Origin of the sequence: Mycobacterium sp. AZCC_0083, assembly GCF_014202335.1 — a bacterium.
Taxonomy (GTDB): domain Bacteria; phylum Actinomycetota; class Actinomycetes; order Mycobacteriales; family Mycobacteriaceae; genus Mycobacterium.
On record NZ_JACHGP010000001.1, the window covers coordinates 589806 to 616459 of the forward strand.

Sequence of the window (26654 nt, forward strand, 5' to 3'; positions counted from 1 at the left end):
CGCGCCGTAAGGACTTCTCCTCGTTCGTCGTACTCGACGCCGGTGCCACCGCCACACCGGACGCGCTCAAGGCACACATCGGGGAGAACCTCGCCAATTTCAAAGTGCCGCGGACGATCACGGTGCTCGACGAATTGCCGCGCGGCAGCACTGGCAAGATCGTCCGCCGCGAGCTTCAGGCACTCCTCGATCCGGACGGGACCAGCGCATCAGAACAGGACTAACGCGCGTTCACCGTACGGGGAATGGCTGGCCTTTGTGGTGGGCGGCCATCGCGGACCCGGATAGCCCAGGCTAAACGCCTGTCGGGTGATCGAGACCACCCGCGCACCAGGTGCTCGCGGATCCAGCCGACAATCGTCTGTTCGGGTGTCAAGGGTTGGGAATCCAGGGATTGTCGGGGAAGAACAGGATGCGCGCGACCACCAGCGGCAATGTCAGGAACACCGCGTACAGGACGTTCATCCCGATGATCCACGCGACGATCTGGTGTGCCCGCTCCCGCCAGTCGGTGATGACGGATCGCACGCCCAGCATCCGCTCGAACCAGGTGCGCCCTGTGGCATCGCGTCGATCGAGGCTCGCGACGACGGCAACAGCGAAGATGCTCAGCGGCACACCCTGATAGATCAGCTGCAGGCCGCCCTTGTCAGTGTGGATGGTCGGCCCAATCGATTCCAGATACTGGAACCAGTTCGTCACATAGGACACGCCGTCACCGGTGATGAAGTTCCACAACATGAACGGGACGAACACGGTGATCACCAGGGCGGCGACGTAGTGCACCGAGGAGTAGCGGCGGCGGAACCACCGGAAGAGGGCCAGTACTGCCGCGAATCCGCCTGCGTAGAACCACCCATACCCGGCCAACACATATACCGGTTTGTTCGGGGTCGTGTACGGAGTCTGGCCCCAGGGCAGTAGTGCGAGGTCGGGGTTGTAGTAGAGATAAGCGCCCCAGTCGGCGTAGAACTCCTGCCACCACATGGTGAAGCAACCGATGAATAACAGCGCCGCGGTATCGGGCCGACCGTTCTTGCGCCACCGGTAGAGCAGAAACGCCGCCACACCAACGAAGGCGATCCACCCGCCGACCTCGACCAACCAGGCGGCGTTCGAAGGCGGAAGGGGTCCGGCCGCCAAGGTGGCACCCGCAGAAGTCGGCATCATCGCCCTCTCTCACGTTCCGACATTATTCGTGACCTGTCGGATTTCCTACAAAGTAGATTCCTATGTCTGGTTGGTCAACGGGCGCCGTTAGGGTTGCTGTCATGACGACGGACCCAGGCTCAGGTCATAAGCGGCGATGGGGCGCCGACGTGCCACTGGGAGAGGACGAAGCGCGGGAGCGACTGCTCGTAGCGGCCGAGGCGTGCTACGCGGAACGCGGGCCGTCGCGCACCCGGATGAGCGACATTGCGGCCAAGGCGGGCGTGCATCGGTCGACCGTCTACTACTACTTCACCAACCGCGACGCCGTACTCGCCGCGGTTTTCGTCAGAGCGCTGGACGCGGTCCTGGCCGTGGCCGAACCGTGCTGGCACACAGATGAGCCCTTCCTGGATCGACTCGTCAACGCCTGCATGGTCGGCAACGCGGCCGCCCGCAGCTCGCAGGCAACGAGGTTGCTGATCACCAACGACGAAGCGGCGCATACCTACCAAGTCGCCGAGGCCTCCGACATCTGGCGCACACGACTGGCCGACGCGGTCGGCGATCGGTTGGCGAGCGCCGCAGCCGACGGCGAAGTCCGGGCCGACCTCTCCCCTCAAACTCTCGCCCGCTGGATCACCCGAATCAACTTCAGCCTCATGACCGAACCGGCAAATCCCGAAGACGGGGGCGACGAAGGCATCCTTCGCCGTCTGCTCACCGCGTCATTGGCACCCCGGCCCGATCGACGACCGACGAATTGACGTGCGCCGCGGGCGCCTAGGTCAGTCGCTGGCGGGCAGCGGCTTGGCCTCCTTGAGCACCAGAACCGTCGTGCCGACACTGAGCGTTCCGGCTCCGGCCTTGGTCACCAGTACCTCGGCATCGCTACCGTCGACGTAGCGCTTGCCCATCGTGTTGCCGTCGGCGAAGGCCGGGTCGAGCGCGGCGTCGGCGGGTCGTCCGGCGTCCAGGGGAATCATCGGCTGGCCTCCGCAGCGCAGATCGTCGAGGCTGTCGGCGGCCTTGACGACGATCACCTGGGTGTCACACACCTGGCTCTGTAGGCGGGTTCCGTTCTTGATCATGTTGCTTCCCCTTACTTGTCGACGTTCGCGTCGCTGAGACTCGCGATGATCTCGCGGCGCAGGAGCTTTCCCGTGGCGTTGGTCGGCAGCTCGTCGCGGAAGACGACCCGGTCGGGGGTGCGGGATCCGCGCAGGGCCGTCCGAACGTACTCACGCAGTTCGTCCGGGTCCGGATCGGCACCCGCAGCCGGCACGACCACGGCGACGATGGACTGACCCCACTGGTCGTCATGGACACCGACGACGGCAACCTCGTGCACGTGCGGGTGCTCGACGAGGACGTCCTCGAGCTCTGCAGGCGCGATGTTCTCGCCGCCGCGGATGATGGTGTCGTCCGAGCGGCCGGTGATGAACAGATAGCCGCCGCCGTCGAGCGTCGCGATGTCCTTGGTGGGAAACCAGCCCTCGGCGTCGAGCACCGAGCCGATGCCGGTGTACTTGCCGGACACCTGCTCGCCCCGCACGAAGAGCTCACCGGTCCCGTTGGCGTCAAGAACCGTGCCGACCTCGTCGCGGATCTGCACCTCGATGCCGGGCACCGGCTGACCGACCGAGCCGAGCCGCTTGGCGACGACATCGTCGACGTTGCCGTGCGCCTCACGGTGGTCGTCGGGAGTCAGCACCGCGATGGTGGAACTGGTCTCGGTCAAGCCGTAGGCGTTCACGAATCCGACGTTGGGCAGAAGGTCGAGTGCCTTGCGCACCAACGGAAGTGCGACCTTCGACCCGCCGTATGCCAGGTTGCGCAGCGTCGGCAGTTCAATCGGCTGCTGCTCCAGCACCGTGATGATGCGATCCAACATGGTGGGCACGACGGTCGCAGTCGTCACTCGTTCCTCGGCGACGAGTCGCACCCATTCGCGGGCGTCGAAGTTGGCCAGATACACCATCTTCCGGCCCGCATAGAGATTCGACATCGCCGCGTTGACGCCGGCGATGTGATACGGCGGCACGCAGATCAGAGCCGCGTCCGTGGCAGCAGCCGAACCGAATTCGACGGTCCCCGTGATGTAACTCGTCAGGTTGGCGTGCGACAGCTCGACGGCCTTCGGCTTCGACGTGGTACCCGACGTGAACAGAACGATCGCCACGTCATCGGGATCGGCGAACGCCGCGGCGGGTTCTGCGGTGCGCGCCGCGGCCAGGAAGTCCTCGGAAGTCAGTATCCGCGCGCCTGCATCGCCGACCATGTCGCGGTAGCGCTCGTCGACGATCACCAGCGGATCAGGCAGTCGTCCTATGAGCTCCTGGACACCGTCGGCGCTCAAGCGGTAATTGATCGGGGTGTACGGGCGCGCGGCGCGCGCTGAGGCGAAGATCAGCAACGGCTGCAGAAGGCCGCCCGAGCCGACGTAGACGACGTGTTCGGCGCCTGAGGCGGCGATCACGCCCCCTCCGCCGTCGGCGAGTGCGCTGAGTTCTCCGATGGTCAACCGATTGGCGCCGTCGACCAGCGCGATCCGCTCCGGGTCCCCCGAAACCGCCATCTCCAACAACAACGAAATGCTCAACGCCTCAGCTCTCACTAGCAGGTACGCCGATTCTAGACTCCGCTCCAGAATCAGCTATATAGTTATATGCTTAGTGGCATCAAAGTCAACGCGCACTCCTGCCGCCGGCGGGCACGACAGTGACGCCTGCCGGAAGGAATTCAATGAGCAGCATGCCCGAGATCGCCATCATCGGCGTCGGACTTCATCCCTTCGGGCGGTACGAAGACCGATCGGCGCTGGAGATGGGCGCCGTGGCGATCAGCAGGGCGCTGCGCGATGCCGGGGTGGACTGGTCGGCGGTGGGCAGCCTGTACGCAGGCAGTCTCGAGGTGTCCAACCCCGAGGCGGTGACAGGGCTCGCCGGCATGACCGGTGTCCCCGCACGGGCAACGCTCAGCGGCTGCGCCACCGGCAACTCGCTGCTGACCCTGGCTGCCCGCGACGTCCAACTCGGCGAGGCCGACATCGCGGTCGGCGTCGGGCTGGACAAGCACCCGCGCGGCGCGTTCGGCGCCGACCCATCGGTGTCGGGGTTGCCCCCGTGGTACGGCGATCAGGGCATGTTCCTGACCACCCACTACTTCGGCACCAAGATCATGCGCTACATGCACGACCACGGCATCACCGAGGAGACGCTGGCACGCGTCGCCGCGAAGAACATGGAGAACGGCGCCTTGGCGCCGCACGCGTGGCGACGCAAGCCGATGAGCATCGAGGCGATCCTGAGCTCCCCCGTCGTCAACGCTCCACTTCGCCAGTACATGTACTGCAATCCGAACGAGGGCGCCGCCGCCGTGGTGGTCTGCCGCGCAGATAAGGCCAAGCAGTACACCAATACTCCGATCTACCTGCGTTCGACGGCACTGCGCAGCCGCCGCGAAGGCGCCTACGAGCTCTTGCGCACTTCGATCGAGCTGCCCATCGTGCCCGGCACCACCGCCGAGGCCGCCAGGGCCGCCTACGAGCTGGCCGGCATCGGCCCCGATGACGTCGACGTCGCGCAACTGCAGGACACCGACGCAGGCTCGGAGATCATCCACATGGCCGAGACCGGCCTGTGCAAGGACGGCGAGCAGGAGGCGCTGCTCGCCGACGGTGCCACCAAGATCGGCGGCCGGCTGCCCATCAACACCGACGGCGGCCTGCTCGCCAACGGAGAGCCGGTCGGCGCGTCCGGCCTGCGCCAGATCTACGAGCTGGTGCAGCAATTGCGCGGCACCGCAGGGGACCGTCAGGTGCCCGACGATCCACGGGTCGCGCTCGCCCAGCTGTACGGGGCGCCGGGGACCGCCGCGGTCGCCATCCTCAGCCGATGACTCCAAACGACGGGAGCAAGTCAATGACCGACACTCAGGCCGAAACCCAGCGTCGCGCCGAGGTGGACCTCGACCACCACTCACCCGAGTTCCGCGATGACCCGTACGGGACATTTCGCAACATGCGCGAATCGGGTTGCCCCGTCGCACATTCCGACCACTACGAGGGCTTCTGGGCGCTGACCGACTACGCCTCGGTCTTCGACGCCGCCCGCGACGACGCGCTGTTCAACTCCTACCCGTCCGTCGGCGTGCCCGCCAGCGAGTTGCCGCTTCCGATCTTGCCCATCGAATCGGACCCGCCGGAGACGCAGGAGCTGCGCGAGGTCACGCTCAAGCGGTTCTCGCCGGGGTCGGCGGAACGGTTCCGCGAGGGCGCCATCGAGATGACCAACGAGGCGATCGATGCGTTCATCGAGCGCGGCGAATGCGATCTCGTCGGCGAGCTCACCACCCCCCTTCCGGCTCGGCTGATCCTGCGGCTGTTGAACTTCGACGAGTCGCGACACCTGGACTGGGTGAATTGGGTGCACAGCACCGTGCACGACCGCGCCCACGATCCGGAGAAGGCCGGGATGGCCGGCATGGAGATGTTCGGCGAGATCGTCAAGCACATGGAGCAGCGGCGCGCCGAGGGGCTTGGCGACGACCTGTTCAGCGACATCCTGCGCGGCACGCTGAACGACCAACCGCTCGACGACGGCCAGATCACCATGTACACGGTGCTGATGATGCTCGGCGGCATGGACACCACCAGCGGCTTCACCGGCAACGTGCTGCGGCGGCTGTGTGAGGATCGCAAACTGCGCCAGCAGTTCATCGACGATCCGAGCCTGATCAAGAAGGGCACCGACGAGCTACTCCGGCTGTACACACCGACACTCGGCCTCGCGCGCACCGTCTCGCGGGACGCTGAATTCCACGGCCAGCCGCTATGCCAGGGTGACCGGGCGATTCTCATGTGGGCGGCGGCCAACCGTGACCCGGCAATGTTCGAGGACCCCGACAAACTGGACCTCTCCCGCGCGAATGCCAAGAAGCAGATGGCCTTCGGGGTCGGCATGCACCGCTGCCTCGGGTCCCACTACGCCAAGATGATGTTCGACGTCATGATCACGCAGATCCTCAAGCGGCTGCCCGACTTCGAATTGGCGGAGGAACACAAGCTATTCGAGGACGCTGGCGAGGTGTACGCCGTGCGGGAACTTCGGGTCAGGTTCACGCCCGGCCCACGGACGAGCTGACGTACGGGAGAAACGCGGTGACGGCTGGCACCATCGCCGGGCTGCTGGACGAGTGCGCCGCCAGCAGACCGGATCATCCCCTATTGCGTGACGTCGCCGGTGTGACGTGGACGGTGGCCGAGGTCGCCGATCTGACCTCGGCTGCCGTGGGATGGCTGCGGGATGCCGGTGTGCGGCCCGGCATGACTGTCGCCTGGCAGTTGCCCTCGCACGTCAACGCCGCGGTGGTGATGTTGGCCCTGTCCCGGATGCCCGTCATCCAGGCTCCGGTGCTGCACCTCTACCGACTCCGCGAGGTATGCGCAGCAGTCGACGTCGCCCGCGCCGACGTCCTGTTGGTCGACGAGTCGACGGCCGCCAACGCCGCGCCGGGCCTGACCACCATCTCGGTGCCCGCCGACCTGGTCGGCCGACTCCAGACCGCAACCGCCGCAACGTCACCCGAGTTCGGCGGCCCACACTCCGCGGCGGACCCACGCTGGGTCTACTTCACATCGGGCACCACCGGCCGACCGAAGGGCGTGCGCCACACCGACGCCACCTTGCTCAGCGCCTCCCGCGGATACGTCGACCATCTCGGGGTGGGCAGCCATCCAGCCGAAGTCGGCACCATCGCCTTCCCCATCGCCCACGTCGGCGGCATCGTCTATCTCGCCACCGCATTGCTCGGCGACTTTCCGGTGTTGCTGGTGCCCAAGGTCTCCGCCGACGACCTGCCCCGGCTGCTTGCCGAGCATCGCGTGACGGTGACCGGCGCCAGCACCGCCTTCTATCAGATGCTCCTGAGCGCCCAGATGGCCGCGCCGACAACCGAATTGCTGATGCCATCGATGCGGATGCTGATCGGCGGAGGCGCAGCCTGTCCGCCCGAGGTGCACCGACAGGTGCGCGAGCACCTACGGATCCCCGTCGTGCACGCCTACGGGATGACCGAAGCACCGATGATCTGCGTCAGCCAAGCCGAAGACAGCGACGAGCAGCTGGCCAACAGTGCGGGCCTGCCGATCCCTGGCTCAGAGGTACGGATCGCCGCCAACGGTGAGATCGAGCTGCGCGGCGGCAACCTGACTCCGGGGTACGTCGAGTCCGAGCAATGGGACGGCGCGCTGACCTCGGACGGGTGGTTCCGCAGCGGCGACCGGGGTTACCTGCGTCCCGACGGGCGCATCGTGGTAACCGGTCGCACCAAGGACCTGATCATCCGCAAGGGCGAGAACGTCGCGCCCGACGAGATCGAGAGCGAACTGCTGGCCCACCCCCTCGTCGACGAGATCGCCGTACTCGGCCAGCCCGACGAGCTGCGCGGTGAGCTGGTGTGCGCGGTGGTGCGGCGCTCACCACGGCACCGCGACGTCACCCTCGACGAGCTGTGCACGTTCCTCGACGAACGCGGGCTGATGAAGCAGAAGTGGCCAGAGCGGTTGGTCGTCGTCGACGAGTTTCCGCTGACGGGACTGGGCAAGGTCGCGAAGTCCGAACTGGCCCGACAGATCGCAGGAGGCACCCGATGACGGCGTTGGCAGACGACGAACGCGAAGAACTTGCGCAGTCCGTGCGCTCCGCCTGCGAACGGTTGGCGCCCGAGGAGCGGGTCCGCGCCGTCGCCTACGGCGAGAGCGACGATGACGTGCCGGACGCCAACTCCGGCTTCGACACGGCACTCTGGGACGTGCTGTGCAACCAGGTCGGGGTGGCCGCCATCGCGCTGCCAGAACACCTGGGTGGCGCGGGCTACGGCGCTGCGGCGCTGGGCGTGGTCGCCCACGAACTGGGCCGCGCACTGGCCCCCGTGCCATTCGTCAGTTCCACCGTGCTCGCCACCGGCCTACTGGTCGACCTGACCGAACGCGACCCCGACGCCGACAAGCGCCTCGCCGGGCTCGCCGAGGGTCGGCGGACCGCCGCTGCGGCCCTCACCGGGGACGGCGGGTTATGGAGTCGGTCCGCGGTCACGTTGCGCGCCAAGGACACTAGCGACGGCTGGCGCATCGACGGCACCGTGCGCCATGTCATGGGCGGGACCGCCGCCGATGACCTCGTCGTGGTCGCCGCCGCAGAAGACGGCGAACCCGCAATCTTCCTCCTCGACCCGACCGTCGATGGCGTCGTCACCCGAGCCGAACGCGTGCTCGACGGAACCAGACCCATGGCCACCATCACGCTGAACTCCGCTCCCGCGGTACGAATCTCCGGGGATGAGCCCGTCGACGGCGTCATCGAACGCAACGTCGACATGACGCTGGCGGTGCTGTCGGCCGAACAGGTCGGCGCCTGCGAACGAGTGCTCGAGATCGCCACGGATTACGCAAGGACGCGCGAGCAATTCGGTCGGCCGATCGGCAGCTTCCAGGCCATCAAGCACAAGTGCGCCGACATGCTCGTCGACCTCGAGTGGGCGCGGTCGGCATCCCAAGCAGCTCTGCAGGCCGCCGACGGTTCGGGTGATGGCAGGGCGGCGGGCGAGGCGGGCTGGCGCGCGAGCATGGCCAAGGCGGTGTGCTCGGAGGCGCTGCGCAACGCCGTGCACGCCAACGTCCAGATACATGGCGGTATCGGTTTTACCTGGGAGGACTCCGCCCATCTCTACGTCCGGCGGGCAAGGACGGACGAGGTGGTGTTCGGGGCGCCTGCACAGCACTGGGACCGGTTGTCCGCGCTGGCCAAGCTCGTGTGACACCCGACTGACACGAGTCGACACCGTCCGCTTGCCCGTGCTCCATGCCGGTGACTAGACTCACAGCTAAATAACTAAATGTTTTTCTCTTTCCGCTCCATCAAATCCGGTCCCACGAGGAGGCACCCGTGCCGTTGCAGCCATGGATGGAATTGATCTCCGTCGACGATCACCTGATCGAACATCCGAAGGTGTGGAGCGACCGGCTGCCCAGCAAGTACCTCGAGGCCGGCCCGAAGATCATCGAGTGGGCGCGCCCCGACACCGGAGCGATGTGCCAGGTCTGGGAGTACGAGGGCCGGATCTATCCGTACATCGGCCTCAACGCCGTCGCGGGCAAGAAGCCCGAGGAGTACGGCATCGAACCAGTGCGCTACGACGACATGATCCCCGGCTGCTACGACCCCAAGGCACGGGTGGCCGACATGGACATCGACGGCGTGCAGGCCATGACCTGCTTCCCGTCGTTCCCGCGGTTCGCAGGCGCGGTGTTCTTCGAAGGCGAGGACAAGGAACTGGCCAAGTTGTGCTCGGCGGCGTGGAACGACTTCCACCTCGACGAGTGGGCTGCAACGGCGCCCGATCGCTTCGTTCCCGTCGCGATGCTTCCGTTCTGGGACGTCGAGGCAAGCGTCAAGGAGATCCACCGCGTTGCCGCCAGGGGCGCCAAGTGCGTGACGTTCCCCGACCTGCCGGACAAGCTGGGACTGCCCTCGGTGCACTCCGATCACTGGGATCCGCTCCTCTCGGCGATGGAGGAGACCGACATGGTGCTCGCGCAGCACTTCGGTTCCGGTGGCTTCCCGCCGCCGATCGCTCCGGACGCCCCGTTCGCGGTGTTCATCACGTTGATGGGCACCATGTCGATGACGGCGATGGCGGACTGGTTGTTCTCCAACACCCTGTACCGCCACCCGAAGCTGAAGATCGGCCTGTCCGAGGGCGGCATCGGCTGGATCCCCTACATCCTGGAGCGTTGCGACAGCGTGTGGCGCAAGCACCGCTTCTACAACAACATCAACCAGGATCACCCGCCGAGTTACCTGTTCAAGAAGCACATCCATGGCTGCTTCATCGAGGATGACTTCGGCGTGGAGATGCGGCACATGATCGGCGTCGACAAGATCACCTGGGAGTGCGACTACCCGCATTCGGACTCGTTCTGGCCGCAGAGCCGGGACCGTGCGGCGCAGGCGTTGCAGAAGGTGCCCGACGACGAGGTGCACCGCATCGTCGAGCTCAATGCCCGCGAGTTCTACAACTTTCCGCGGGCGGCGTGACGGGCGACGACGTGGAGCGGATCGAGCAGCTTCCGCAGTCGGACTGGACCGACCAAGATCTCCTCACCAAGGACGAGGCACGCGAGCGACTCGTCCAGGAGATCGGTCGCACCCGGGCCAGGCTCGAGGCGGTCCGCGCCAGCACGGGCGACCCCGCGCACATCGACGCGGAGATCACCCTGCTGGCCCGACGACTCAACGCGATGGAGTCGATCCGCGACGAATACAACCACTATCTCGACGGGAAATGAATCCGACCCGTCCTGCGCCAAGGAGTACTGGTGTCGGCCTTTCCTGACGTCGTCGAGGACATCGACGCACTGCGCGCGGAGATCCGTGCGTTCCTGCACCAGGCACCCAAGCCGGCCGGCCTGCGCAACTACGGGCCGACGCCCACCGCGGACGACGTCGAACCGGGCCGCGCGTGGCACCGTTACCTCGCCGATCACGGCTACACCTGCCTGCACTGGCCGCTCGAGTTCGGCGGCGCCGCAGCGACTGTCGCATACCAGGCCGTCTTCGCCGAGGAGTGTGCGCGCGCAGGCGTACCCCGTCAGCTGAACATCACCGGCGCGGATCTGGTGGGCCCGGTGCTGATCAAGTTCGGCAGCCAGAACCAGAAGGATCGCTTCCTCGACCCGATCCGGCTCGGCGACGACGTCTGGACGCAGCTGTTCTCCGAACCCGGCGCGGGGTCCGATCTGGCCAGCGTGCGCACCCGCGCCGCGCGCACCGACACCGGTTGGCGAATCGAGGGGCAGAAGGTGTGGAGTTCGGCGGCGGCTTCAGCCGACTACGGTCTGCTACTGGCCCGAACCGGCCCGGACAAACACCGCGATCTCTCGATGTTCGTCGTCCCGATGGCCACTCCGGGTGTGACGGTGCGCCCGTTGGTTCAGATGGACGGGGAGAGCAAGTTCAACGAGGTCTTCTTCGACGGCGCCGAACTGGGCGACGACGCGCTGGTCGGCGAGGCCGGGCAGGGCTGGGCCGTGGCGATGGTCACGCTGGGTCGCGAACGCCTGACATTGGGCACCCAGGCCGTGGCGATGTTCCGGCTGCACGAGCGGATGGTCGAGGCCGCCCGCGGGCACGATCTGCTGGATCCGGTGCTGTCGCGGTCGTTGACCAGATTGTGGGCCCGGATGTGGCTGCTTCGATTCACTTGGCAGCGCGCCATCGACTCGGGCGACCTCACGTCGCCGGCCTTCTCGGTGCTCAAGCTGATGACCTCGGAGACCGACCGCGACCTGGGCGACATGGCCACCGAAGTGCTTGGCACCGACGCGTGCATCGATCCGGCGGACGACGAGCTCGTCCACCACATGCTGGTCGGGCGTGCGCAGACCATCCTCGGTGGCACCAGCGAGATTCAGCGCAACATTCTCGGTGAGAGGGTGCTGGGGCTCCCCAAAGAGCCTCGGTGACAGAGTATTTGACCGCCGTGGACTTGACCAGCGCGTTGCGCGCCGTGCTGCGCCCAGGCCTGACGGTGGCGCTTGGAGACGGTGTCGGCGCGTTGAACTGCCTCGATGACGGCACGCCGGTCGGCGCGACCCTCAGCGCGGTGGCACGCGAGGTGGGCTCGGTGCGGTTGGTGCTCGGCTGGCTGCCCGTGCCGGTGGACGGCCTCCAAGTCGACGCGTTCGGTGAAGTGGCCGCCTTGATGCCCGGCTGGGGCGTTCGTGATGTACTCCGCACGCCGACAGCGCGTTTCGTACCTGCCAGACTCTCGGCCATCGGAGCGTTGCTTGCCGGGGTGCTGCGGCCCGACCTGCTGATCACCCGGCTCGTCGAACGCGACGGCCAACTCCATTTCGCCACCGAAGTGTCCTGGCAGAGTGAACTCGTACGTGCCGGAGTGCCGGTGCTGGCGATCGTGGACGGCACGGCACCGATGGCCTGCGCCCTGCCCCCGCTGGATTCGGCTCGAGTCACGGTGGTCGGTCACAGCATCGACGGTCCGGTGCGGCTACCGTCCAAGGCGCCAGAAGCGGTGCACGACGCACTCGCGGACGCCGTACTCCAGTTCGTTCCGGACGGCGCAAGGCTGCAGTACGGGCCTGGCCAGTTGGGTACCGCGCTACTGAATCGCGCGACGATGCCGCTGCAGCTCGACACGGGACTGCTCACCGACGCCGTCGTCGACCTCGACCGGCGCAGCTTGTTGGCGGCTACGCCGTCCGCGACGTATCTGATGGGCAGCGACGTGCTGTACGACTGGGCGGAAGGCAGGCCCATCCTGCGCGGTATCGAATACACCCACGATCTCACCCGACTCTCGCGTGGCGCACCGTTCATCGCGGTAAACACCGCCATCGAGATCGACCCCTACGGTCAGGTCAACGTCGAGGGCGTCGGCGACAAGGTGGTCGGCGGAATCGGCGGGCACCCCGACTACTGTGCCGCGGGCGCGATGAACCGCGGCGGGCTGTCCATCATCGCCGTGCCGTCGACGACGAACGGCCGCTCCCCCCTGGTGGAGCAGCTGAGCCGCCCGGCGTCCACCCCTGCTCACGACGTCGACGTGATCGTCACCGAGTCCGGTCACGCCGACCTGCGCGGTGCCGACTGGTCGCAGCGCCTGCGCCTGATCACCGAATTGTTCTCGAAATGAAGGAGATGACGAGCGATGCCTGACAACCCCTTGACCGGCAAGGTCGTGCTGGTCACCGGAGGCGGACGCGGCATCGGTCGCGGCCATTGCCTCGAGCTGGCCAGGCAGGGCGCGGCCGTCATCGTGAATGATCTCGGCGTCGATAGGGACGGCTCCAGTGGCGACGGATCGGGTCCGGCGGCCGACGTCGTCGCTGAGATCGAGGCGGCAGGGGGCAAGGCCGTCGCGCACACCGGTTCGGCGTCGGCGTGGGATGACGTGGCCGACATGATCTCCACTGCCGTCGAAACCTTCGGCTCCCTGACGGGCGTGGTGAACAACGCAGGCATCCTGCGCGACTCGATGGTGGCTGCCTCGACCGAGGCCGACTGGGATGCCGTGATCGCTGTGCACCTGAAGGGCACGTTCGCCGTCACGCGACATGCCTGCGAGTATTGGCGAGCACAATTCAAGGCGGGCAACCCGATCGACGCGCACATCGTGAACACGGTGTCCGGCGCGGGCCTGTGGGGCAACGTCGGGCAGAGTGCCTACGGCGCGGCCAAGGCCGCGATTGCCAACTTGACCGTCGTCACCGCAATGGAGGCACAGCGTTACGGCGTTGCGGCCAACGCGATCTCGCCGCTGGCGATGTCGCGGATGACCGCCGAGGTGTTCGGCGGCCGCGCCGACGATCCCGCCCTGGATCCCGCCCGCAGTTCCGCCGTGGTGGCCTGGCTGCAATCCGCGCAGTCATCGTGGCTGACCGGTCAGATCCTGCGCATCGACGGCGACAAGCTCACCCGCATCGACGGCTTCACCGAATCCTCTGGCGCCTACCACGCCAAAGACGGTGTTTCCTTGTCCTTTTCGGAGCTCGGTCAGGCCGTTAGCTGGCTGTACGGCACCTCCCCGCGGGGCTTGGCCGGACCGCTGCCCACGGCCTGACCTCATCCCGCTACGGCGCCCCGCCATCGGCGAAGATCGTCTGCCCGGTGACGAACGCGCCGACATCCGAGAGCAGAAAGGCGATCAGCGCACCGATCTCCTCCGGCTGCCCTGGGCGCCCGAGTGCGGCGTCGAAGCCGAAGTCCTCGACCAGCGCCCGCTCAAGCGCCTCCTCGTACGGATAGCCCTTGGACTCGGCGACGTACCCGCGGATGGCATGCAGCGCATCGGTTTCCACGGCTCCCGGCGCGACACTGTTGGCCCGGATGCCGGACTTGCCGTGGGTGCGCGCGATGCCACGGGTGAACGTGGCGACGGCCGCCTTGAGGCTGGCGTAGGGCAGCCGCGGCTCGTGCGGTGCCCGCGACGAGTAGGCGGAGGTGGTGACGATCGCACCACCGTTCACTGCCAGGTGCGGTAGTGCGGCCTGCACGCTGCGCGTCGTCGCCAGCAGCACGTCGTGAAACGCGGCGTCCCAGGCGTCGTCGTCGGAGTCGATCGGCATCATCCCCGCGGTGCCCATGGTCACGGCGATACCGTCGAGCCTGCCAAGAACCCGGGCGGCCTCGTCGACCGCCGCGACTGCCTGACCGGGCTTGCTGGCGTCGAAGACCAGGCCGTGCGCCGCGGCCGCCCCCGCTTCGACGAGCTGCGCCGTCGCGCCCTTGGCTCTGGCCTCATCACGACCGACGAGAACGACCGACGCACCTTCGCGGGCCAACACCTGCGCTGCCGCCAGCCCCATTCCCGCCGTACCGCCGACGATGACGTAACCCTTGCCCGCCATCTGGAGGTCCACCAGTCAATCTCCTATCGCGTGAAGAAGCTCAGCGGCCGCTCGACGAACTCGAACACCACGCCGTCGGGTGAGCGCAGAAACGCTATGTGCAAGCCCTCGATCTTCGTCCCCGGCAATGGGCACCACACCGGATCACCCATGCGCTCAACCGAATCGGGCACCTGCGCCAGCGCATCGTGGACGTTCTCCACCCGTAGCGCGCAGCGGTACAGGCCTTGGCGGTTCCCACCCCATGGCACCGGATCACCTCTGCGGGTGTCGGGGTGTGACACGACGGACACGCTGAACTGATGGGCGTCCTCGGCGAGTGTGTAACGTGACACCACACATTCCACCGGATCGGGCGACCCGCCGGGGGCGAGTTGCTCAGCGGCGATCTTGGCCAGCGCCGGTGCTTCGACTTCGGTGAAGCCAATCGCAGTGAGAAACTCGCCCGTCTTCACCGCATCGATTGCGGCGATGCGGATTCCAGAGAACAGCGCCCCCGGCTTTTCGCTTGGGACTTGGGTGATCTCGATGACCGCACCGTCTGGGTCGACTACGAGAACTGCCTTGGTGCCGGAGATCAGTCCATCAACGGCCGCACTCACCGTGACACCGCCGTCGCGCAACATCGTCACGGCGGCATCCAGATCCGCGACTGTCAACAGGGTCGACCGGATGCCGGGCCGCACGGGGTCCGTACTCGGGTCGCGGCTGAGCGCAGGGGTGGTGTACTCGATGGCCTCCAGCGCACAGCCGCCCCGCCCACCCCGGGCATCATAGAGAAACGCCGTCTCACAGAAGGTTTCACCGTCGAGACCCAGAATCGTGCCGTCGGTCGCGATCTTGGGGTCGGTACGCATCCGCACGGACAGCCCAAGCACCTCGCCGTAGACCCGTTCGGTGGCGTCGAGCGACGCGCAGTTGAGATTGACGTGCAGGAAGCGCCGTGCGAGGTTCTCCGAACCCACTACAGCACGACCGAGTTGATCTTGAAGTCGATGATTTCTTCCTCGTTGAAGCCGAGCTCGGCGAGCAGGGCGTCGGTGTCTGCACCGTGTTCGGGGGCGCATGTCAGCTCCAACGGCGTTTCGTCGAACTGCACCGGGCTTGCGGCCAGCGCGAACTCGTTGTCCTTGGCGTCGGTGACCCTTGGCAGGTATCCGTTGGCGATCGCCTGCGGGTCACTGTGCACCTCGTGGGCGGTGTGCATGACGTCCCACACCCCGTCGAAGCCGGCGAACGCCTTCTCCCAGTGCGGGAGGTCCTCGGATTCGAAGGCACCGCGCAACTCGGCGATGCACTCCTTGCGGTTCCCGAATCGCACTGCTGCGCTGGCGAATCGCTCATCGGCGATCAGCTCGGGCCTGCCGAGCCGGGTGCAGAAGTCCGACCAGAACCGGTCGGCCTGCAGCAGCACGAATGCGATGAACCGATTGTCCCGGGTCTTGTAGATGCTGGCGACCGGGTTCGGCATCTCGTCCAGATTGAACTTCGGGATGTCCTGACCGGTGACACCGGAACCGACGATGTCTGGGCCCAACTGCCAGATCGCGGCGTTGAGCAGCGACACGTCGACGACCGAAGGCTCACCGGTGCGCTCACGCTTCACCAGCGCCGCGGCGATTCCACCCGCGATCGCCAGACCACCGTAGGAGTCGCCGAACGCGGGCCGCTGGATGGGCGGATACGACCCGTTACCGTCGGAGTACGCATCGCCGATCCCGCCCCTCGCCCAGTACGCCGCGAGGTCGAACCCGCCCTGGGACGCGAGGTCGCCCTTGGTGCCGTAGCCGTGACCGCGGGCGTAGATGATCTTGGGGTTGCGCGCGCGGACCTGCTCGACGTCGATCCCCATCCGCTGCCGGGAGTCCGGCAGCAGATTGGTGACGAACACGTCGGCGGTCTCGATCAGCTTCATTAGCAGCTCGAGGCCCTCTGGTGTGGAGGTGTCCAGCCCGATGCTGCGCTTGCCGCGGTTGGGCTGCTCGACGAAGTGGTTCACTCCCCCTGCGCCGGTGACGATCCCGGAGCTGATCAGCCCGCGTTGCGGGTCACCGGTTTCGGGGTGCTCGACCTTGATCACGTCGGCGCCCCAGTCGGCGAGCACCGCACCTGCCGCGGGAACGAACGTCCACGCCGCGAGCTCGACCACGCGGATTCCACTGAGGATGTCGCTCACAGGGGGTAGCCAATCGTCTTGGTCTGCAGATGTTGCTCGAACCCCTCGATGCCGTTCTGTCTACCGATGCCGCTCATCTTGTAGCCACCGAACGGAGCATCCGCGCCGTAGTACATGCCACTGTTGATCATCAGCGATCCGGTCCGGATGCGGCGGGCGACGGCCATGGCGCGTTCGGTCGACCCGTGGATACCGCCCGCCAGGCCGTAGATCGAGTTGTTGGCCAACTCGACGGCACCGTCATCACCCCCGTCGTACGGCGTTATCGACAGCACCGGCCCGAAGACCTCCTCCTGGAAGATCGTGTGGTTCGGTGCGACGTCCGCAACGACGGTCGGTGCGACGAAGTACCCGCGGTCCAGACCCTCGGGGACGCCGCCGCCCGCGGTGATCCGGCCGCCGTCGGCCTTCGCGATCTCGATGTAGTTCAACACCCGCTCACGCTGTTTCGCCGACACCAGCGGGCCGCAGAAGGTGTTCGGATCGGCCGGGTCACCGACGCTGAGGGCGCCGAAGGTCGCGGTGGCAACCTCGACGGCCTGGTCGTAATGCGAGCGCGGCACCAGCATCCGGGTGGCCAACGCACAACCCTGACCGGAGTGCATCAGTGCACCGAGGCAGCCAGGCAGCGCCATGTCCATGTCGGCGTCGTCCAGGATGAGGTACGCCGACTTGCCGCCGAGCTCGAGCATGTTGCGCTTCATGGTGTCGCCGGACAGTCGCTGGATCAGCTGGCCCACGGCCGTCGATCCGGTGAAGGACACCATGTCGATCCGCGGGTCGGTGACGAGCACCTGGGCGATGTCGTTGTTCGACGTTGGCACGATGTTGACCACACCGGCTGGGATATCGGTCTTCTCGGCGATGATCCTGCCCCAGCGCAGCGCGCTCCATGGCGTCTCGATGGCCGGTTTGAGCACCATCGTGTTGCCAGTGGCCAGGATCTGGCCCATCTTGTTGCTGATGATCTCGAACGGGAAGTTCCATGGCGTGATGGCCGCGACGACACCCATCGCCTCCTTGACCACGACGCGGTTGTAGGGCACGCCCAGCTTGGCGTCCTGGTCGAGCATGCGCTCCCACTGGAAGGTCGAGATCAGCCCCGCGGGGTAACGGATGGCGTCCGCCAGCGGCCACTCCAGCTGCGCGATGTAGGTCATCCCGACCGTCGCGCCGACCTCGGCGATCAGCTCGGCGCGCATGTCCTCCTTCTCGTCCTGCAGGGCGTCGTGCAGCTGCTCGAGGCAGTGCTGGCGGAAGTCGTGATTGGTCGACCAGTCGGTGGTGTCGAACGCCCTTCGAGCGGCGGCGATCGCCTCGTCCATGTCCTCGGCGCTGGCGTCGGTGGCCACTCCGAGCAGTTCTTCGTTGGCCGGATTGATGTTGTCGACTGTGTTTCCGGTCGACGAGTCCCGCAGCCGGCCGTCGACGAAGAGCCTGGTCTCCGGGTTGAAGTTGACGGTGGCGGCGGCGATGGGTGAAGCCGTCATTGGCGATCCCTCTCATGGGAGTGGCGGTGTGAGCTAGTGTACCTTCTTATAGATAACTGTTTAGCTGATTCGGTCGAGCGGCCGGATCCAGGCACCCATGAAGGGGGAACGGATTGTCCGCCCCTGTCGACAGCGCCTTAGCCGGCCGACGCCACGACGAGTATGTATCGCAGGTCGCGGCGTACCGCGAGGACTTCCGCCGCTGGCTGAGCGAGCTGGACTGGGCCGACGAATGGCGCACGGCGGCCTTCGACAACGCCGAAGACGAACTCGCATACCACGCCACGATCCTGGCGCGCGTGCACGAGGCAGGCTGGAATCGGTACGGCTGGCCCGAGGCGGCAGGCGGGTTCGGAGGCAGCGAGATCCACCGCGCGGTCTACTTCGAGGAGCTGGCCGCGGCGATGCTGCCCGTCCCGGAACAGCACTGGACGCTCGAAGTAATCGGGCCTGCGCTCTATCAGTACGCCCCGGACCTGGCCGCCGAGTATCTGCCGAACTACCTGCGCGGCACCGAGTGGTGGGGACAGTGCTTCTCCGAGCCGGAGTCAGGCAGCGACCTGGCTGGCCTGCGGTGCCGAGCCACGGACGACGGCACCGGTGGCTTCGTGGTCAACGGGCAGAAGATCTGGACCAGTCAGGGTCCGACCGCGACCCGATTTCTGCTGCTGGCACGCACCGGGACTCCCGAGAGCAGGCACCGCGGCCTGAGCACATTCCTGGTCGACGCCGATACCCCCGGAGTCACCGTCCGTCCGATCACGCTGGCAAGCGGGCGCCGCGAACTTGCCGAGGTGTTCTTCGATGACGTCCGGGTGCCACGCGACCGGCTGATCGGCGACCTCGACGGCGGTTGGGCCGTGGTCATGTACCTGATGCAGTACGAGCGCGGCATGTACGGCTACGCCGTACTCACCACTGCGCTGACCGAGCTCGGCAGATTGCGCGCCGAGATGGCAGTGCACGGGGCGTCCGCTGCCAACCGCGAGCGCTTCGCACGGATCTACGTGGCGGTCGTGTCCGCGCAGGCCCGCGGTGCCACCACGGTGCGGGCGCTGGCCGAGGGTCGCATGGTCGGTCCGGAGAGCAGCGTCGACAAGCTGCTGTTCGCCAGAGCCGAGAAGGACATCAACGACTTGATCCTCGACGTCCGTCGTGAGTGGATGCTGACCGGAGTCGCCCCTGCGGCGACATCCGACTCCGGTAAGGAACTCAACGCCGCGCGAGCGAAGTGGTGGTACACCCGCGCCGCGACGATCATGGGCGGCTCCGCCGAGGTGCAGCGCGGCATCATCGCCGATCATCTGCTCGGACTGCCCAAGGAAAAGAGATGAACGCCCCCGCAGTGGATGAATCCTGGCCGATGATCGAGGAGGCCGTCTTCCGGCTGTTCGACGAGCTGGCAGGCAAGGGAACCGACACACACATCGGGGTCGGACGACCACTGGCCGAACTCGGATGGTCTGACATCGAAGCCGAGTACCCAATTCAGGCTTGCGAGTTGCTGTTTCGCGCGCAAGGCCGCTCCCTGGTCAATTCCGATTCCCTCGACAAGGTGATGCTGGCCGAGCTGGCCCCGCTGCTCGACGGCCCGGTCGACGGCATCGTCTTGCCTGGACTTTCCCATGGCCATGCGCCCAGTTCAGATGTCGAACGCATCACCGGAATCCTGCTCGGACCGCTGCCAAGCGCCGGGCGACTCGTCGTCCCGGTATCGAGTCCAAGCGGCACGGTCTCGATTGGAGTCATCGATGCCGACCGTCTTGAGGGCGAGAGGTTGGATACCTTCGACCCGTCCGCATATTGGACACAGGTCAGCGGACCGATGGTCGGCGACCTGATCGACGCCCCGACCGAGTGGCGTCGCGCAATAGCCGCGGCGCACCGGGCGCTGGCCACCGAGCTCGTCGCACTGGCGGACGAAGCGCTGCGGATCGCCGTCGAACACGTCAGCGTCCGCATCCAATTCGGCTCACCCATAGGCTCGTTCCAGTCGCCACGGCACTTACTTGCCGACGCATCGGCGGTCCTGGAAGGCGCGCGTGCACTACTCGGCGAGACGTGGCGATTTGGCGGGGAGCTCTCCGCGCTGACTGCCAAGGCTGCGGCCGGACGAGCGCATCGAGCGATATCCGACGCGGCTCTCCAGGTGTGTGGAGCGATCGGGTTGACCATCGAACACAACCTGCACCGGTACGTAACCCGCGGCTTCCAGATCGACTCGCTGTGCGGCTCCTACCAGCAACTCGAGGCACTGCTAGCGGACCGCCTGTTCGACGACTACGCCCCTGGCCGCGCGCTGCCCGCCATCGTCTCCTGGGCCGAGTAGAGGGAAGTACATGCGCCGCAACATCTTCGACGAGATCCACGATGACTTCCGGGCCACTGCCCGGGAGTTCTTCGAGCGCGAGTGCGTGCCGAATGTGGAGAAGTGGGAACGCGACGGCAAGGTGAGCCGCGAGGCTTGGCTGGCTGCGGGCGAGCACGGCCTGATCGGCTGGGAGTTCGACGAGAAGTACGGCGGCCTTGGCGTCAAGGACTTCCGGTTCAACCAGATCATCTCCGAGGAGATGTTCCTGACCGGGTCGGTCGGCATCGGCCTTGGCGTTCAGAACGACATCCTGATGCCGTACATGCATCAGCTCACCACCGAGGAACAGAAGGAACGCTGGCTGCCCAAGTTCATCTCCGGTGAGTACATCGGCTCGATGGCGATGTCCGAACCCGCGGCCGGATCCGACCTGGCGGGCATCAAGACCACGGCCCGTGACGAGGGTGACCACTGGGTGGTCAACGGCCAGAAGACCTTCATCAGCAACGGGCTGTTGTCCAAGCTGGTGTTGACCGCGGTGAAGACCGACCCGTCGGCCAGGCACAAGGGCATCAGCCTGCTGATGATCGAGGACGGCATGGAGGGGTTCACCCGCGGCCGCAAGCTCGACAAGATCGGCCAACACTCCGCCGACACCGCCGAGTTGTTCTTCGAGGACGTCAAGGTGCCCAAGGAGAACCTGGTCGGCGAGCTCAACCGCGGCTTCTACCATCTGGTCTCCAACCTGCCAAGCGAGCGGGTCGGCGTTGCCTGCTACGCGCTACCCGCCGCCCGCCGCGCGCTGGATCTCACGAAGGCCTATGCGCTGGAGCGCACCGCGTTCGGTCAGCCGATCGGGAAGTTCCAGGTGAACCGGCACTTCCTGGCCGAGATGCAGACCAAACTCGATGCCGCCCAGACATATCTCGATCAGTGCGTGCTCTCGGTCAACGACGGCACGCTGAGCGATCAGGACGCCGCAGGCCTGAAGTGGTGGACCTCGGAGGTTCAATGGGAGATCATCGACCGCTGCCTGCAGATGTACGGCGGCTACGGCTACATCAACGAGTACGAAGTGGCCAGGCTGTGGCGTGATTCGCGGGTGCAGCGCCTGTATGCCGGCACCACCGAAATCATGAAGGACCTCATGGGCCGCGCGATGGGCTTTTAGCGATGACGTTGATCACTGGGAGGCCGCCAATCCCCGACTCGGGTCGGAGATTCGGTTAACCTGCTAAATAATTAGTTGTTTTGTGCATTTGCACTTACCGGTGGAGGTTGCAATGGAGGTCACGAGTCTTCGGGAACCGAAGATGGCCGATCGGGTGGCCACGGTGCTGCGCCGGATGTTCATCCGGGGTGAGATCACCGAAGGCACGATGCTGCCACCGGAGTCAGAGCTGATGGAGCGCTTCGGGGTGTCGCGGCCGACGCTGCGCGAAGCGTTCCGCGTGCTCGAGTCCGAGTCCCTGATCCAGGTCCAGCGCGGGGTGCGTGGTGGAGCCCGCGTGACGCGCCCGCGGCGCGAGACGCTGGCCCGCTACGCCGGTTTGATCCTCGAGTACGAGGGCGTCACGGTGAAGGACGTCTACGACGCCCGGGTGACCCTGGAAGTTCCGATGGTCGAGCAGTTGGCCAAGTCACGCGACCCCAAGGCGATTGCCGAACTCGAGCAGATCGTCGAACGCGAGTCGCAACTGAATCCCGGCGGCGAAGCCGTCGATCAGCTGACCGACTTTCACGCCGCGATCGCGCGGTTGTCGGGCAACGACACGCTGCAGATCGTCAGCGACATGATGCACCACATCATCGAGAAGGCCAACCGCTCGCTGCAGCCAACCAAGGGCGCGCGCGCCGAGCAAGCCGCCCGCCGCTCGGCCAAGACCCACCGGATGGTGCTGGAGATGATCAAGGCAGGCGATGTCGAGAAGGCAGGCGAGCTCTGGAAGCGGCATCTACAGAAGGCAGAGGAGTACGTCCTAACCGGCGCCGAATTGGCCACGGTCGTCGACCTTCTCGAATGACTCGGGTAGACCGCGACCTGGAGCATGACACCGAGACAACCGACGCGGTCCAAGAGCGATTCCAGATCACGTACCTGGCCGCGGACGTCTCCGACGCCACCGTCACGATGTCGATGCCCATGGTGGGGTTGCGCAATCCGTTCACCGGCGCACCGGCTGTCGGACCGTTGGCCATCCTGGTCGACGCGGCGGGAGGCATGGTCAATCACTATCGACGTCGACCCGATCAATGGACGGTGTCGAGCGAGTTGTCGGTCGAGCTGAGCCCTCGAACCTTCGACGCGAACTCTGGACCCGTGCAGGCCGACGGCAGGCCGCTGGGCCCCGTCGGAGCCAGCTCACTGGGGCTCTGCACCCTCAGCTGCGGTGAGACGGTCCTCGGCGGCGGCACGGTGCGTTCCTTCTTCATTCCGGCAACCGGCGATCTGATCGCGCGGCCTCCCGAAACCCTCCATCGAACGGTGCAGACCAGCCTGGCCGACGTGATGGCCGTGGAGCACCGCACGGGCTCTGACGCCGAAGTGGTACTCGCGCAGCGGGCGGACCCGAACTTGTTCAATGAACTCGGCATCGTGCACGGCGGGGTGGCCGCCGCGGGTCTCGAACTCGTCGCGTCGGCAGCGATCAACCGCGCCAATCTCGGCGATCTGTTCCAGACCGCATCGCTCAAGGTGAACTTCTTGCGTCCGTTCATCGCGGGCCGCGACTCCCGCTACGTCGGCAGTTCGTTGCGGATTGGGCGACGCACCGCGGTCGGCGACGCGCAGGCGATCGGCGACGATGGCAAGCTCGCGATCATCGCGCGGGTGACGGCCTACCGCTGATTGTCCAACCAACCGGCGATGTCACTTCTTGGAGCGTGACCGGAAGGCCGCGACCCGCTCCTTGAACTCCGGGGTGGAGAACGATGTCAACTCCTCGGCTAGGGCATACTCCAGCACACCCTGCGCGGCGCGGGCCAGGTGCATGTTGAGCGCCACCTTCGACGAACGCAGGGCCTGTGGCGGCAGTGCGGCCAGTCGCTCGCCAAGCGCAAGCGCCTCGTCGAGCACACTATCGTCGCTGACCACCTTGGTGACCAGGTTCAGCTTCTCGGCGATCGGCGCGGTGATCCGATCGCCGAGCAGGATGTACTCCTTGGCCTTCATCATGCCGATCAACAACGGCAGCATCGCCGCGCCACCGTCACCCGCGGTCAGGCCGACGGCGACGTGCGGGTCGGCCAGGTAACTGTTCTCCCCCATCACGAGGAGGTCGGAAAGCAGTGCAATCGAGCAGCCGAGGCCGACGGCCGGGCCGTTGACAGCGGACACCAGCGGTTTCGGGAAGTTGATCACCTCGAGGAACACTGTGCGGGCTTCGTGGATCTGGAACGTGCGAGCCACCTCGTCCTCGATCAGGCGCCCGAACATCACCATGTCGCCGCCGGCCGAGAACGCCTTGCCCACACCGGTGGTCACGACCGCGCGCACATCGGCGTCGGCGTCGAGTACCCGCCAGATGGTGGCGAACGCGTGGTGCACTTCCTCGGTGACGGCGTTGAGGGCCTCGGGGCGGTTGATGCTCACGACGTGGACGTTGCCGCGCTTCTCGACCAACAGCCACGGGGCGAACTGCTCGTAGCCGGGCAGGGTGTCGGGGGCGAGCGAAGCGACGGGGGGAGATTGTGTCTCTGATGCGGTCATGGTGGAACTCCTGTCAGTTCTTGTCGCTCGAGAGGATCGTCACCGCGGACACCGCGGTCGGGCCACCGATGTTGTGCGCCAGGGCGACCCGCGCCCCGTCGACCTGATTCTCGGCTTCGCCGCGAAGTTGGTTGAACAATTCGTAGCATTGCGCCACACCGGTCGCACCCGGCGGATGACCCTTTGCCTTCAATCCCCCGCTCGGGTTGATGGGGATCGACCCACCGACGTAGTGCTCGCGGCCCTCGACCAGCTTGTACGCCTCGAAGCGCTCGGCGAAGCCGAGGTCCTCGTAGCTGATCAGCTCGACACCCGTGAAGCAGTCGTGCACTTCGGCTACGTCGATGTCCCGGGGCGTTACGCCTGCCATGGACATCGCGGCCCTGGCCGCCTTCACGGTCGGCGGGAACGTCGTCATGTCGGTCTTGTGTTGGTGCATCACCCGATCCATGCCAAGCCCGACGCCACGTACCCAGACCGGACGATCGGTGTAGCGGTCGACGACGTCCTCGGAAACCAGGATGACCGCGGCGGCACCGTCGCTCTGCGGGGTGCAGTCGTACAGCCCGAACGGGTCGACCACCATCGGGGCGGCTAGCGCCTGCTCGACGGTGATCTCGTAGCGCAGTTGAGCTTTCGGGTTCGTCAACGCGTGGAAGTGATTCTTCACCGCCACCATCGCCATGTGCTCCTTCGTGGCGGGCGACTCGTGCAGGTAGCGGTTGACGTGCAGCGCGAAGTTGGCAGGCGCGACCAGACCCAACGGGTAGTCCCAGGCGTTGTCGCGCGTCATCGCCGCCCAGTCCCAGAAGGTGCTGCTCGACGCGGTCTCGCGCACCTTGTCGGCGCCCACCACGAGCACCACGTCGTAGAACCCGGAGGCGATGGCCATGGTGCCGTTGCGAATGGCGTCATTGCCGGTGGCGCAGGCATTTTCGATGCGAGTGACCGGGATGTCGGTGAGATCGAGGGTGTCGGCAAGGATGCCCGACGGGAACCCGTCGGTGGTGGACAGCTCGCCGAACCAGGCGGCCTGGATGTCCGCTTTTTTGATGCCCTTGTCCACGTTCGCAACGCACTCGGCGTAGGCCATCGGGATCAGGTCCTTGATGCCGAGGTCGAAGTGCTCGGCGAACGGGGTCATCCCCGCCCCCACCATGGCGACCTTCCTCATGCTTGGGCTCCTTCCGCCGTGGCGGGGTAGAACGCGTATCCGTAATCGGGGATGCCAGCGCGGTCGGCGACCTTGCGCAGCACCACCGAGCCGGCCTGCCCGATGATGGCCTCGCCCGCAGGTACGCCGGTGACCTTCATCAGCACCCGCACGGGGCTGCCGTCGAGCTGAACGACGGCGATCGAGTACGGACTGGGCAGGTCCGGCACCGGGATCTGAATGGTGGTCTGGGTGTAGACGGTTCCGGTGCGCGGCAACGGCTCCAACCGATAATCGGTGACGAGGCTGCCCTCGTCGTCGACCCGGGCACGCGGCGGGAACTGCGGCGCGGTGTCGATCCCTGGCCGCTCATCGAATACCGCAGCCTCCCAACGCAATTTCGGCTCGAAGGCGCGAGCATAGGCAGGCAACGAGATCGGGATGCCGTTGCCGTCGGCGGTGCGGAACTTGGGCAGTTCGCGCGATACGGGTTCGTCGCGGCTGATCGTGGTCGGCTCCGATACCGTCACCTCGGCTGCCGTCACGCTTGATTGTTCGATGGCCAGCAGCAGTCCACTCGTCGCGCTCCGCTCGACCAGTGCGGCCAGCGCCCGGATCACACCGGATGCCGACGAGCTCGGATCCTCCAGCGCGGCCGACGTTTCGAGGTCGCCGCCGAGTTCCTTGGCCTTCACCCCGACGACCGCAGCGACGGATTGCGTGTTCGTCAGCCCCAGTCGTGCGACGGTCGACTTGACGCCGATCTCACGCTGCAACCTCGGGTCGCCGTAGTTGTGCCGGACGCCGTCCTCGCCGCGCACGGTGGTCGGCAGACTGCGGGTCTGCCGGGCCACCGCTTCCAGGCTGGTGCCCGTGGCGCCGACCAACACCGCACCCGCCGCTGCCGCCGTTACCGAGTCATCAGCGGCCAGCACCAGGGTTCCGTCCGTTGCACCGAGAATCTGGTCGAGCACTGCGGGCGCCCCACCAAGCACCTCACTGACCGCGACGTCGGCGGGCAGCGACAGCCCTGCGAGCAGTACCGCGCCGTTGCCGCCTTCCAGCAGCGGGAAGTCGCGTGACACCAAGACAACGCGTTGAGCAGTCGCATCGGGGTCCGCGGCTCGGCCTGCTGCGACCGCCATCGTCAGCGCGTCCTCATCAGGTCCCTTGACCCGGCGATCACGGACGGTCCACGGCGGCAGGTAGGTGCCGATCGAGATGACCTGAGTCATGG

25 protein-coding genes and 1 pseudogene are annotated in these 26654 nt (G+C 66.4%); 16 read left to right on the forward strand and 10 right to left on the reverse strand.

All coding sequences use genetic code 11. The annotated features are described in order from the left end of the window. Positions 1-17: 17 nt before the first annotated feature. Positions 18-224: pseudogene (locus tag HNP02_RS02840) on the forward strand (hypothetical protein); the annotation flags it as partial. A 148-nt stretch (positions 225-372) separates the two neighbouring features. On the opposite strand, the gene HNP02_RS02845 reads toward HNP02_RS02840, so the two are convergent. After that, a complete protein-coding gene (locus HNP02_RS02845; RefSeq protein ID WP_255506117.1) occupies positions 373-1167 on the reverse strand; it encodes a spirocyclase AveC family protein in 795 nt (264 codons plus the stop codon). Positions 1168-1271: 104 nt separating this feature from the next. Here HNP02_RS02845 and HNP02_RS02850 point away from each other — a divergent pair, with 104 nt between their 5' ends. Continuing rightward, positions 1272-1916, forward strand: coding sequence for a TetR/AcrR family transcriptional regulator (locus tag HNP02_RS02850; RefSeq protein ID WP_184434378.1), 645 nt, complete (start codon positions 1272-1274; stop codon positions 1914-1916). Between the two features lie 21 nt (positions 1917-1937). Here HNP02_RS02850 and HNP02_RS02855 read toward each other — a convergent pair whose 3' ends face one another. Both HNP02_RS02855 and HNP02_RS02860 read right to left on the reverse strand, forming a co-directional pair. Continuing rightward, positions 1938-2240 carry a hypothetical protein gene (locus HNP02_RS02855; RefSeq protein ID WP_184434381.1) on the reverse strand — a complete coding sequence of 101 codons (303 nt, stop codon included), beginning with the start codon at positions 2238-2240 and terminating at the stop codon, positions 1938-1940. A gap of 11 nt (positions 2241-2251) precedes the next feature. Further along, complete coding sequence (locus HNP02_RS02860; protein ID WP_184434384.1) at positions 2252-3751, reverse strand: class I adenylate-forming enzyme family protein; 1500 nt, start codon at positions 3749-3751, stop codon at positions 2252-2254. A gap of 143 nt (positions 3752-3894) precedes the next feature. Between HNP02_RS02860 and HNP02_RS02865 the strand changes: the two genes are divergently transcribed. The 9 genes from HNP02_RS02865 (at position 3895) to HNP02_RS02905 (ending at position 13791) form a co-directional block, all read left to right on the forward strand. Beyond that, positions 3895-5049 (forward strand): thiolase family protein, encoded by a 1155-nt coding sequence (locus HNP02_RS02865; RefSeq protein ID WP_184434387.1) that lies wholly within the window; start codon positions 3895-3897, stop codon positions 5047-5049. Between the two features lie 23 nt (positions 5050-5072). After that, entirely contained in the window at positions 5073-6293 is a 1221-nt protein-coding gene (locus tag HNP02_RS02870) for a cytochrome P450 (RefSeq protein ID WP_184434389.1), read from the forward strand. Between the two features lie 17 nt (positions 6294-6310). Next, entirely contained in the window at positions 6311-7804 is a 1494-nt protein-coding gene (locus tag HNP02_RS02875) for a class I adenylate-forming enzyme family protein (protein WP_184434394.1), read from the forward strand. Further along, positions 7801-8967 (forward strand): acyl-CoA dehydrogenase family protein, encoded by a 1167-nt coding sequence (locus HNP02_RS02880; RefSeq protein ID WP_184434397.1) that lies wholly within the window; start codon positions 7801-7803, stop codon positions 8965-8967. Before HNP02_RS02875 ends, HNP02_RS02880 begins: the two co-directional genes overlap by 4 nt. Before the next feature lie 128 nt (positions 8968-9095). Beyond that, positions 9096-10247, forward strand: a complete 1152-nt coding sequence (locus tag HNP02_RS02885; RefSeq protein WP_309241381.1) for an amidohydrolase family protein — start codon at positions 9096-9098, stop codon at positions 10245-10247. Then, positions 10244-10498, forward strand: coding sequence for a hypothetical protein (locus HNP02_RS02890; RefSeq protein ID WP_184434402.1), 255 nt, complete (start codon positions 10244-10246; stop codon positions 10496-10498). The genes HNP02_RS02885 and HNP02_RS02890 overlap by 4 nt, the downstream gene beginning before the upstream one ends. Positions 10499-10528: 30 nt before the next feature. Beyond that, positions 10529-11674 carry an acyl-CoA dehydrogenase family protein gene (locus tag HNP02_RS02895; protein WP_184434405.1) on the forward strand — a complete coding sequence of 382 codons (1146 nt, stop codon included), beginning with the start codon at positions 10529-10531 and terminating at the stop codon, positions 11672-11674. An 8-nt stretch (positions 11675-11682) separates the two neighbouring features. Beyond that, on the forward strand, positions 11683-12864 hold the full coding sequence (locus HNP02_RS02900) for an acetyl-CoA hydrolase/transferase C-terminal domain-containing protein (protein ID WP_184435023.1): 1182 nt from the start codon (positions 11683-11685) through the stop codon (positions 12862-12864). A gap of 15 nt (positions 12865-12879) precedes the next feature. Beyond that, the gene (locus tag HNP02_RS02905) at positions 12880-13791 is read left to right on the forward strand and encodes an SDR family NAD(P)-dependent oxidoreductase (protein ID WP_184434408.1); all 912 of its coding nucleotides are present in this window, start codon (positions 12880-12882) and stop codon (positions 13789-13791) included. A 10-nt stretch (positions 13792-13801) separates the two neighbouring features. Here the strand turns inward: HNP02_RS02905 and HNP02_RS02910 are convergent, their stop codons facing one another. Genes HNP02_RS02910 through HNP02_RS02925 form a run of 4 tightly spaced genes read right to left on the reverse strand, consistent with a single transcriptional unit; the run spans position 13802 to position 18244 of the window. Next, on the reverse strand, positions 13802-14578 hold the full coding sequence (locus tag HNP02_RS02910; protein WP_184435026.1) for an SDR family NAD(P)-dependent oxidoreductase: 777 nt from the start codon (positions 14576-14578) through the stop codon (positions 13802-13804). Between the two features lie 23 nt (positions 14579-14601). Further along, on the reverse strand, positions 14602-15543 hold the full coding sequence (locus HNP02_RS02915) for a VOC family protein (RefSeq protein ID WP_184434412.1): 942 nt from the start codon (positions 15541-15543) through the stop codon (positions 14602-14604). Continuing rightward, complete coding sequence (locus HNP02_RS02920; protein WP_184434415.1) at positions 15543-16754, reverse strand: CaiB/BaiF CoA-transferase family protein; 1212 nt, start codon at positions 16752-16754, stop codon at positions 15543-15545. Before HNP02_RS02920 ends, HNP02_RS02915 begins: the two co-directional genes overlap by 1 nt. Continuing rightward, positions 16751-18244 (reverse strand): aldehyde dehydrogenase family protein, encoded by a 1494-nt coding sequence (locus HNP02_RS02925; protein ID WP_184434418.1) that lies wholly within the window; start codon positions 18242-18244, stop codon positions 16751-16753. The genes HNP02_RS02920 and HNP02_RS02925 overlap by 4 nt, the downstream gene beginning before the upstream one ends. A gap of 113 nt (positions 18245-18357) precedes the next feature. On the opposite strand from HNP02_RS02925, the gene HNP02_RS02930 reads away from it, so the two are divergent. From HNP02_RS02930 to HNP02_RS02950, 5 genes are all read left to right on the forward strand, one after another. Continuing rightward, positions 18358-19578 carry an acyl-CoA dehydrogenase family protein gene (locus tag HNP02_RS02930; protein WP_184434421.1) on the forward strand — a complete coding sequence of 407 codons (1221 nt, stop codon included), beginning with the start codon at positions 18358-18360 and terminating at the stop codon, positions 19576-19578. Beyond that, entirely contained in the window at positions 19575-20573 is a 999-nt protein-coding gene (locus tag HNP02_RS02935; RefSeq protein WP_255506119.1) for an acyl-CoA dehydrogenase family protein, read from the forward strand. Before HNP02_RS02930 ends, HNP02_RS02935 begins: the two co-directional genes overlap by 4 nt. Before the next feature lie 10 nt (positions 20574-20583). Next, the gene (locus HNP02_RS02940; protein ID WP_184434424.1) at positions 20584-21726 is read left to right on the forward strand and encodes an acyl-CoA dehydrogenase family protein; all 1143 of its coding nucleotides are present in this window, start codon (positions 20584-20586) and stop codon (positions 21724-21726) included. A gap of 112 nt (positions 21727-21838) precedes the next feature. Then, complete coding sequence (locus tag HNP02_RS02945; protein WP_184434427.1) at positions 21839-22579, forward strand: FadR/GntR family transcriptional regulator; 741 nt, start codon at positions 21839-21841, stop codon at positions 22577-22579. Beyond that, positions 22576-23403 (forward strand): PaaI family thioesterase, encoded by an 828-nt coding sequence (locus HNP02_RS02950; RefSeq protein WP_184434430.1) that lies wholly within the window; start codon positions 22576-22578, stop codon positions 23401-23403. The genes HNP02_RS02945 and HNP02_RS02950 overlap by 4 nt, the downstream gene beginning before the upstream one ends. A gap of 21 nt (positions 23404-23424) precedes the next feature. Here the strand turns inward: HNP02_RS02950 and HNP02_RS02955 are convergent, their stop codons facing one another. Genes HNP02_RS02955 through HNP02_RS02965 form a run of 3 tightly spaced genes read right to left on the reverse strand, consistent with a single transcriptional unit; the run spans position 23425 to position 26652 of the window. Then, positions 23425-24264 carry an enoyl-CoA hydratase/isomerase family protein gene (locus HNP02_RS02955; RefSeq protein ID WP_184434433.1) on the reverse strand — a complete coding sequence of 280 codons (840 nt, stop codon included), beginning with the start codon at positions 24262-24264 and terminating at the stop codon, positions 23425-23427. A 13-nt stretch (positions 24265-24277) separates the two neighbouring features. After that, positions 24278-25438 carry a thiolase family protein gene (locus HNP02_RS02960; protein WP_184434436.1) on the reverse strand — a complete coding sequence of 387 codons (1161 nt, stop codon included), beginning with the start codon at positions 25436-25438 and terminating at the stop codon, positions 24278-24280. Further along, positions 25435-26652, reverse strand: coding sequence for a Zn-ribbon domain-containing OB-fold protein (locus tag HNP02_RS02965; RefSeq protein ID WP_184434447.1), 1218 nt, complete (start codon positions 26650-26652; stop codon positions 25435-25437). Before HNP02_RS02965 ends, HNP02_RS02960 begins: the two co-directional genes overlap by 4 nt. Positions 26653-26654: the final 2 nt, after the last annotated feature.

What these genes read in the sequence shown, in the direction of transcription:
- HNP02_RS02940 (WP_184434424.1), top strand. Translation starts at nt 20,584, where the DNA reads ATGCGCCGCAACATCTTCGACGAGATCCACGATGACTTCCGGGCCACT.
- HNP02_RS02935 (WP_255506119.1), top strand. Translation starts at nt 19,575, where the DNA reads ATGAACGCCCCCGCAGTGGATGAATCCTGGCCGATGATCGAGGAGGCC.
- HNP02_RS02880 (WP_184434397.1), top strand. Translation starts at nt 7,801, where the DNA reads ATGACGGCGTTGGCAGACGACGAACGCGAAGAACTTGCGCAGTCCGTG.
- HNP02_RS02925 (WP_184434418.1), bottom strand. Translation starts at nt 18,244, where the DNA reads ATGACGGCTTCACCCATCGCCGCCGCCACCGTCAACTTCAACCCGGAG.
- HNP02_RS02865 (WP_184434387.1), top strand. Translation starts at nt 3,895, where the DNA reads ATGAGCAGCATGCCCGAGATCGCCATCATCGGCGTCGGACTTCATCCC.
- HNP02_RS02950 (WP_184434430.1), top strand. Translation starts at nt 22,576, where the DNA reads ATGACTCGGGTAGACCGCGACCTGGAGCATGACACCGAGACAACCGAC.
- HNP02_RS02905 (WP_184434408.1), top strand. Translation starts at nt 12,880, where the DNA reads ATGCCTGACAACCCCTTGACCGGCAAGGTCGTGCTGGTCACCGGAGGC.
- HNP02_RS02855 (WP_184434381.1), bottom strand. Translation starts at nt 2,240, where the DNA reads ATGATCAAGAACGGAACCCGCCTACAGAGCCAGGTGTGTGACACCCAG.
- HNP02_RS02945 (WP_184434427.1), top strand. Translation starts at nt 21,839, where the DNA reads ATGGAGGTCACGAGTCTTCGGGAACCGAAGATGGCCGATCGGGTGGCC.
- HNP02_RS02955 (WP_184434433.1), bottom strand. Translation starts at nt 24,264, where the DNA reads ATGACCGCATCAGAGACACAATCTCCCCCCGTCGCTTCGCTCGCCCCC.
- HNP02_RS02910 (WP_184435026.1), bottom strand. Translation starts at nt 14,578, where the DNA reads ATGGCGGGCAAGGGTTACGTCATCGTCGGCGGTACGGCGGGAATGGGG.
- HNP02_RS02960 (WP_184434436.1), bottom strand. Translation starts at nt 25,438, where the DNA reads ATGAGGAAGGTCGCCATGGTGGGGGCGGGGATGACCCCGTTCGCCGAG.
- HNP02_RS02850 (WP_184434378.1), top strand. Translation starts at nt 1,272, where the DNA reads ATGACGACGGACCCAGGCTCAGGTCATAAGCGGCGATGGGGCGCCGAC.
- HNP02_RS02870 (WP_184434389.1), top strand. Translation starts at nt 5,073, where the DNA reads ATGACCGACACTCAGGCCGAAACCCAGCGTCGCGCCGAGGTGGACCTC.
- HNP02_RS02965 (WP_184434447.1), bottom strand. Translation starts at nt 26,652, where the DNA reads ATGACTCAGGTCATCTCGATCGGCACCTACCTGCCGCCGTGGACCGTC.
- HNP02_RS02845 (WP_255506117.1), bottom strand. Translation starts at nt 1,167, where the DNA reads ATGCCGACTTCTGCGGGTGCCACCTTGGCGGCCGGACCCCTTCCGCCT.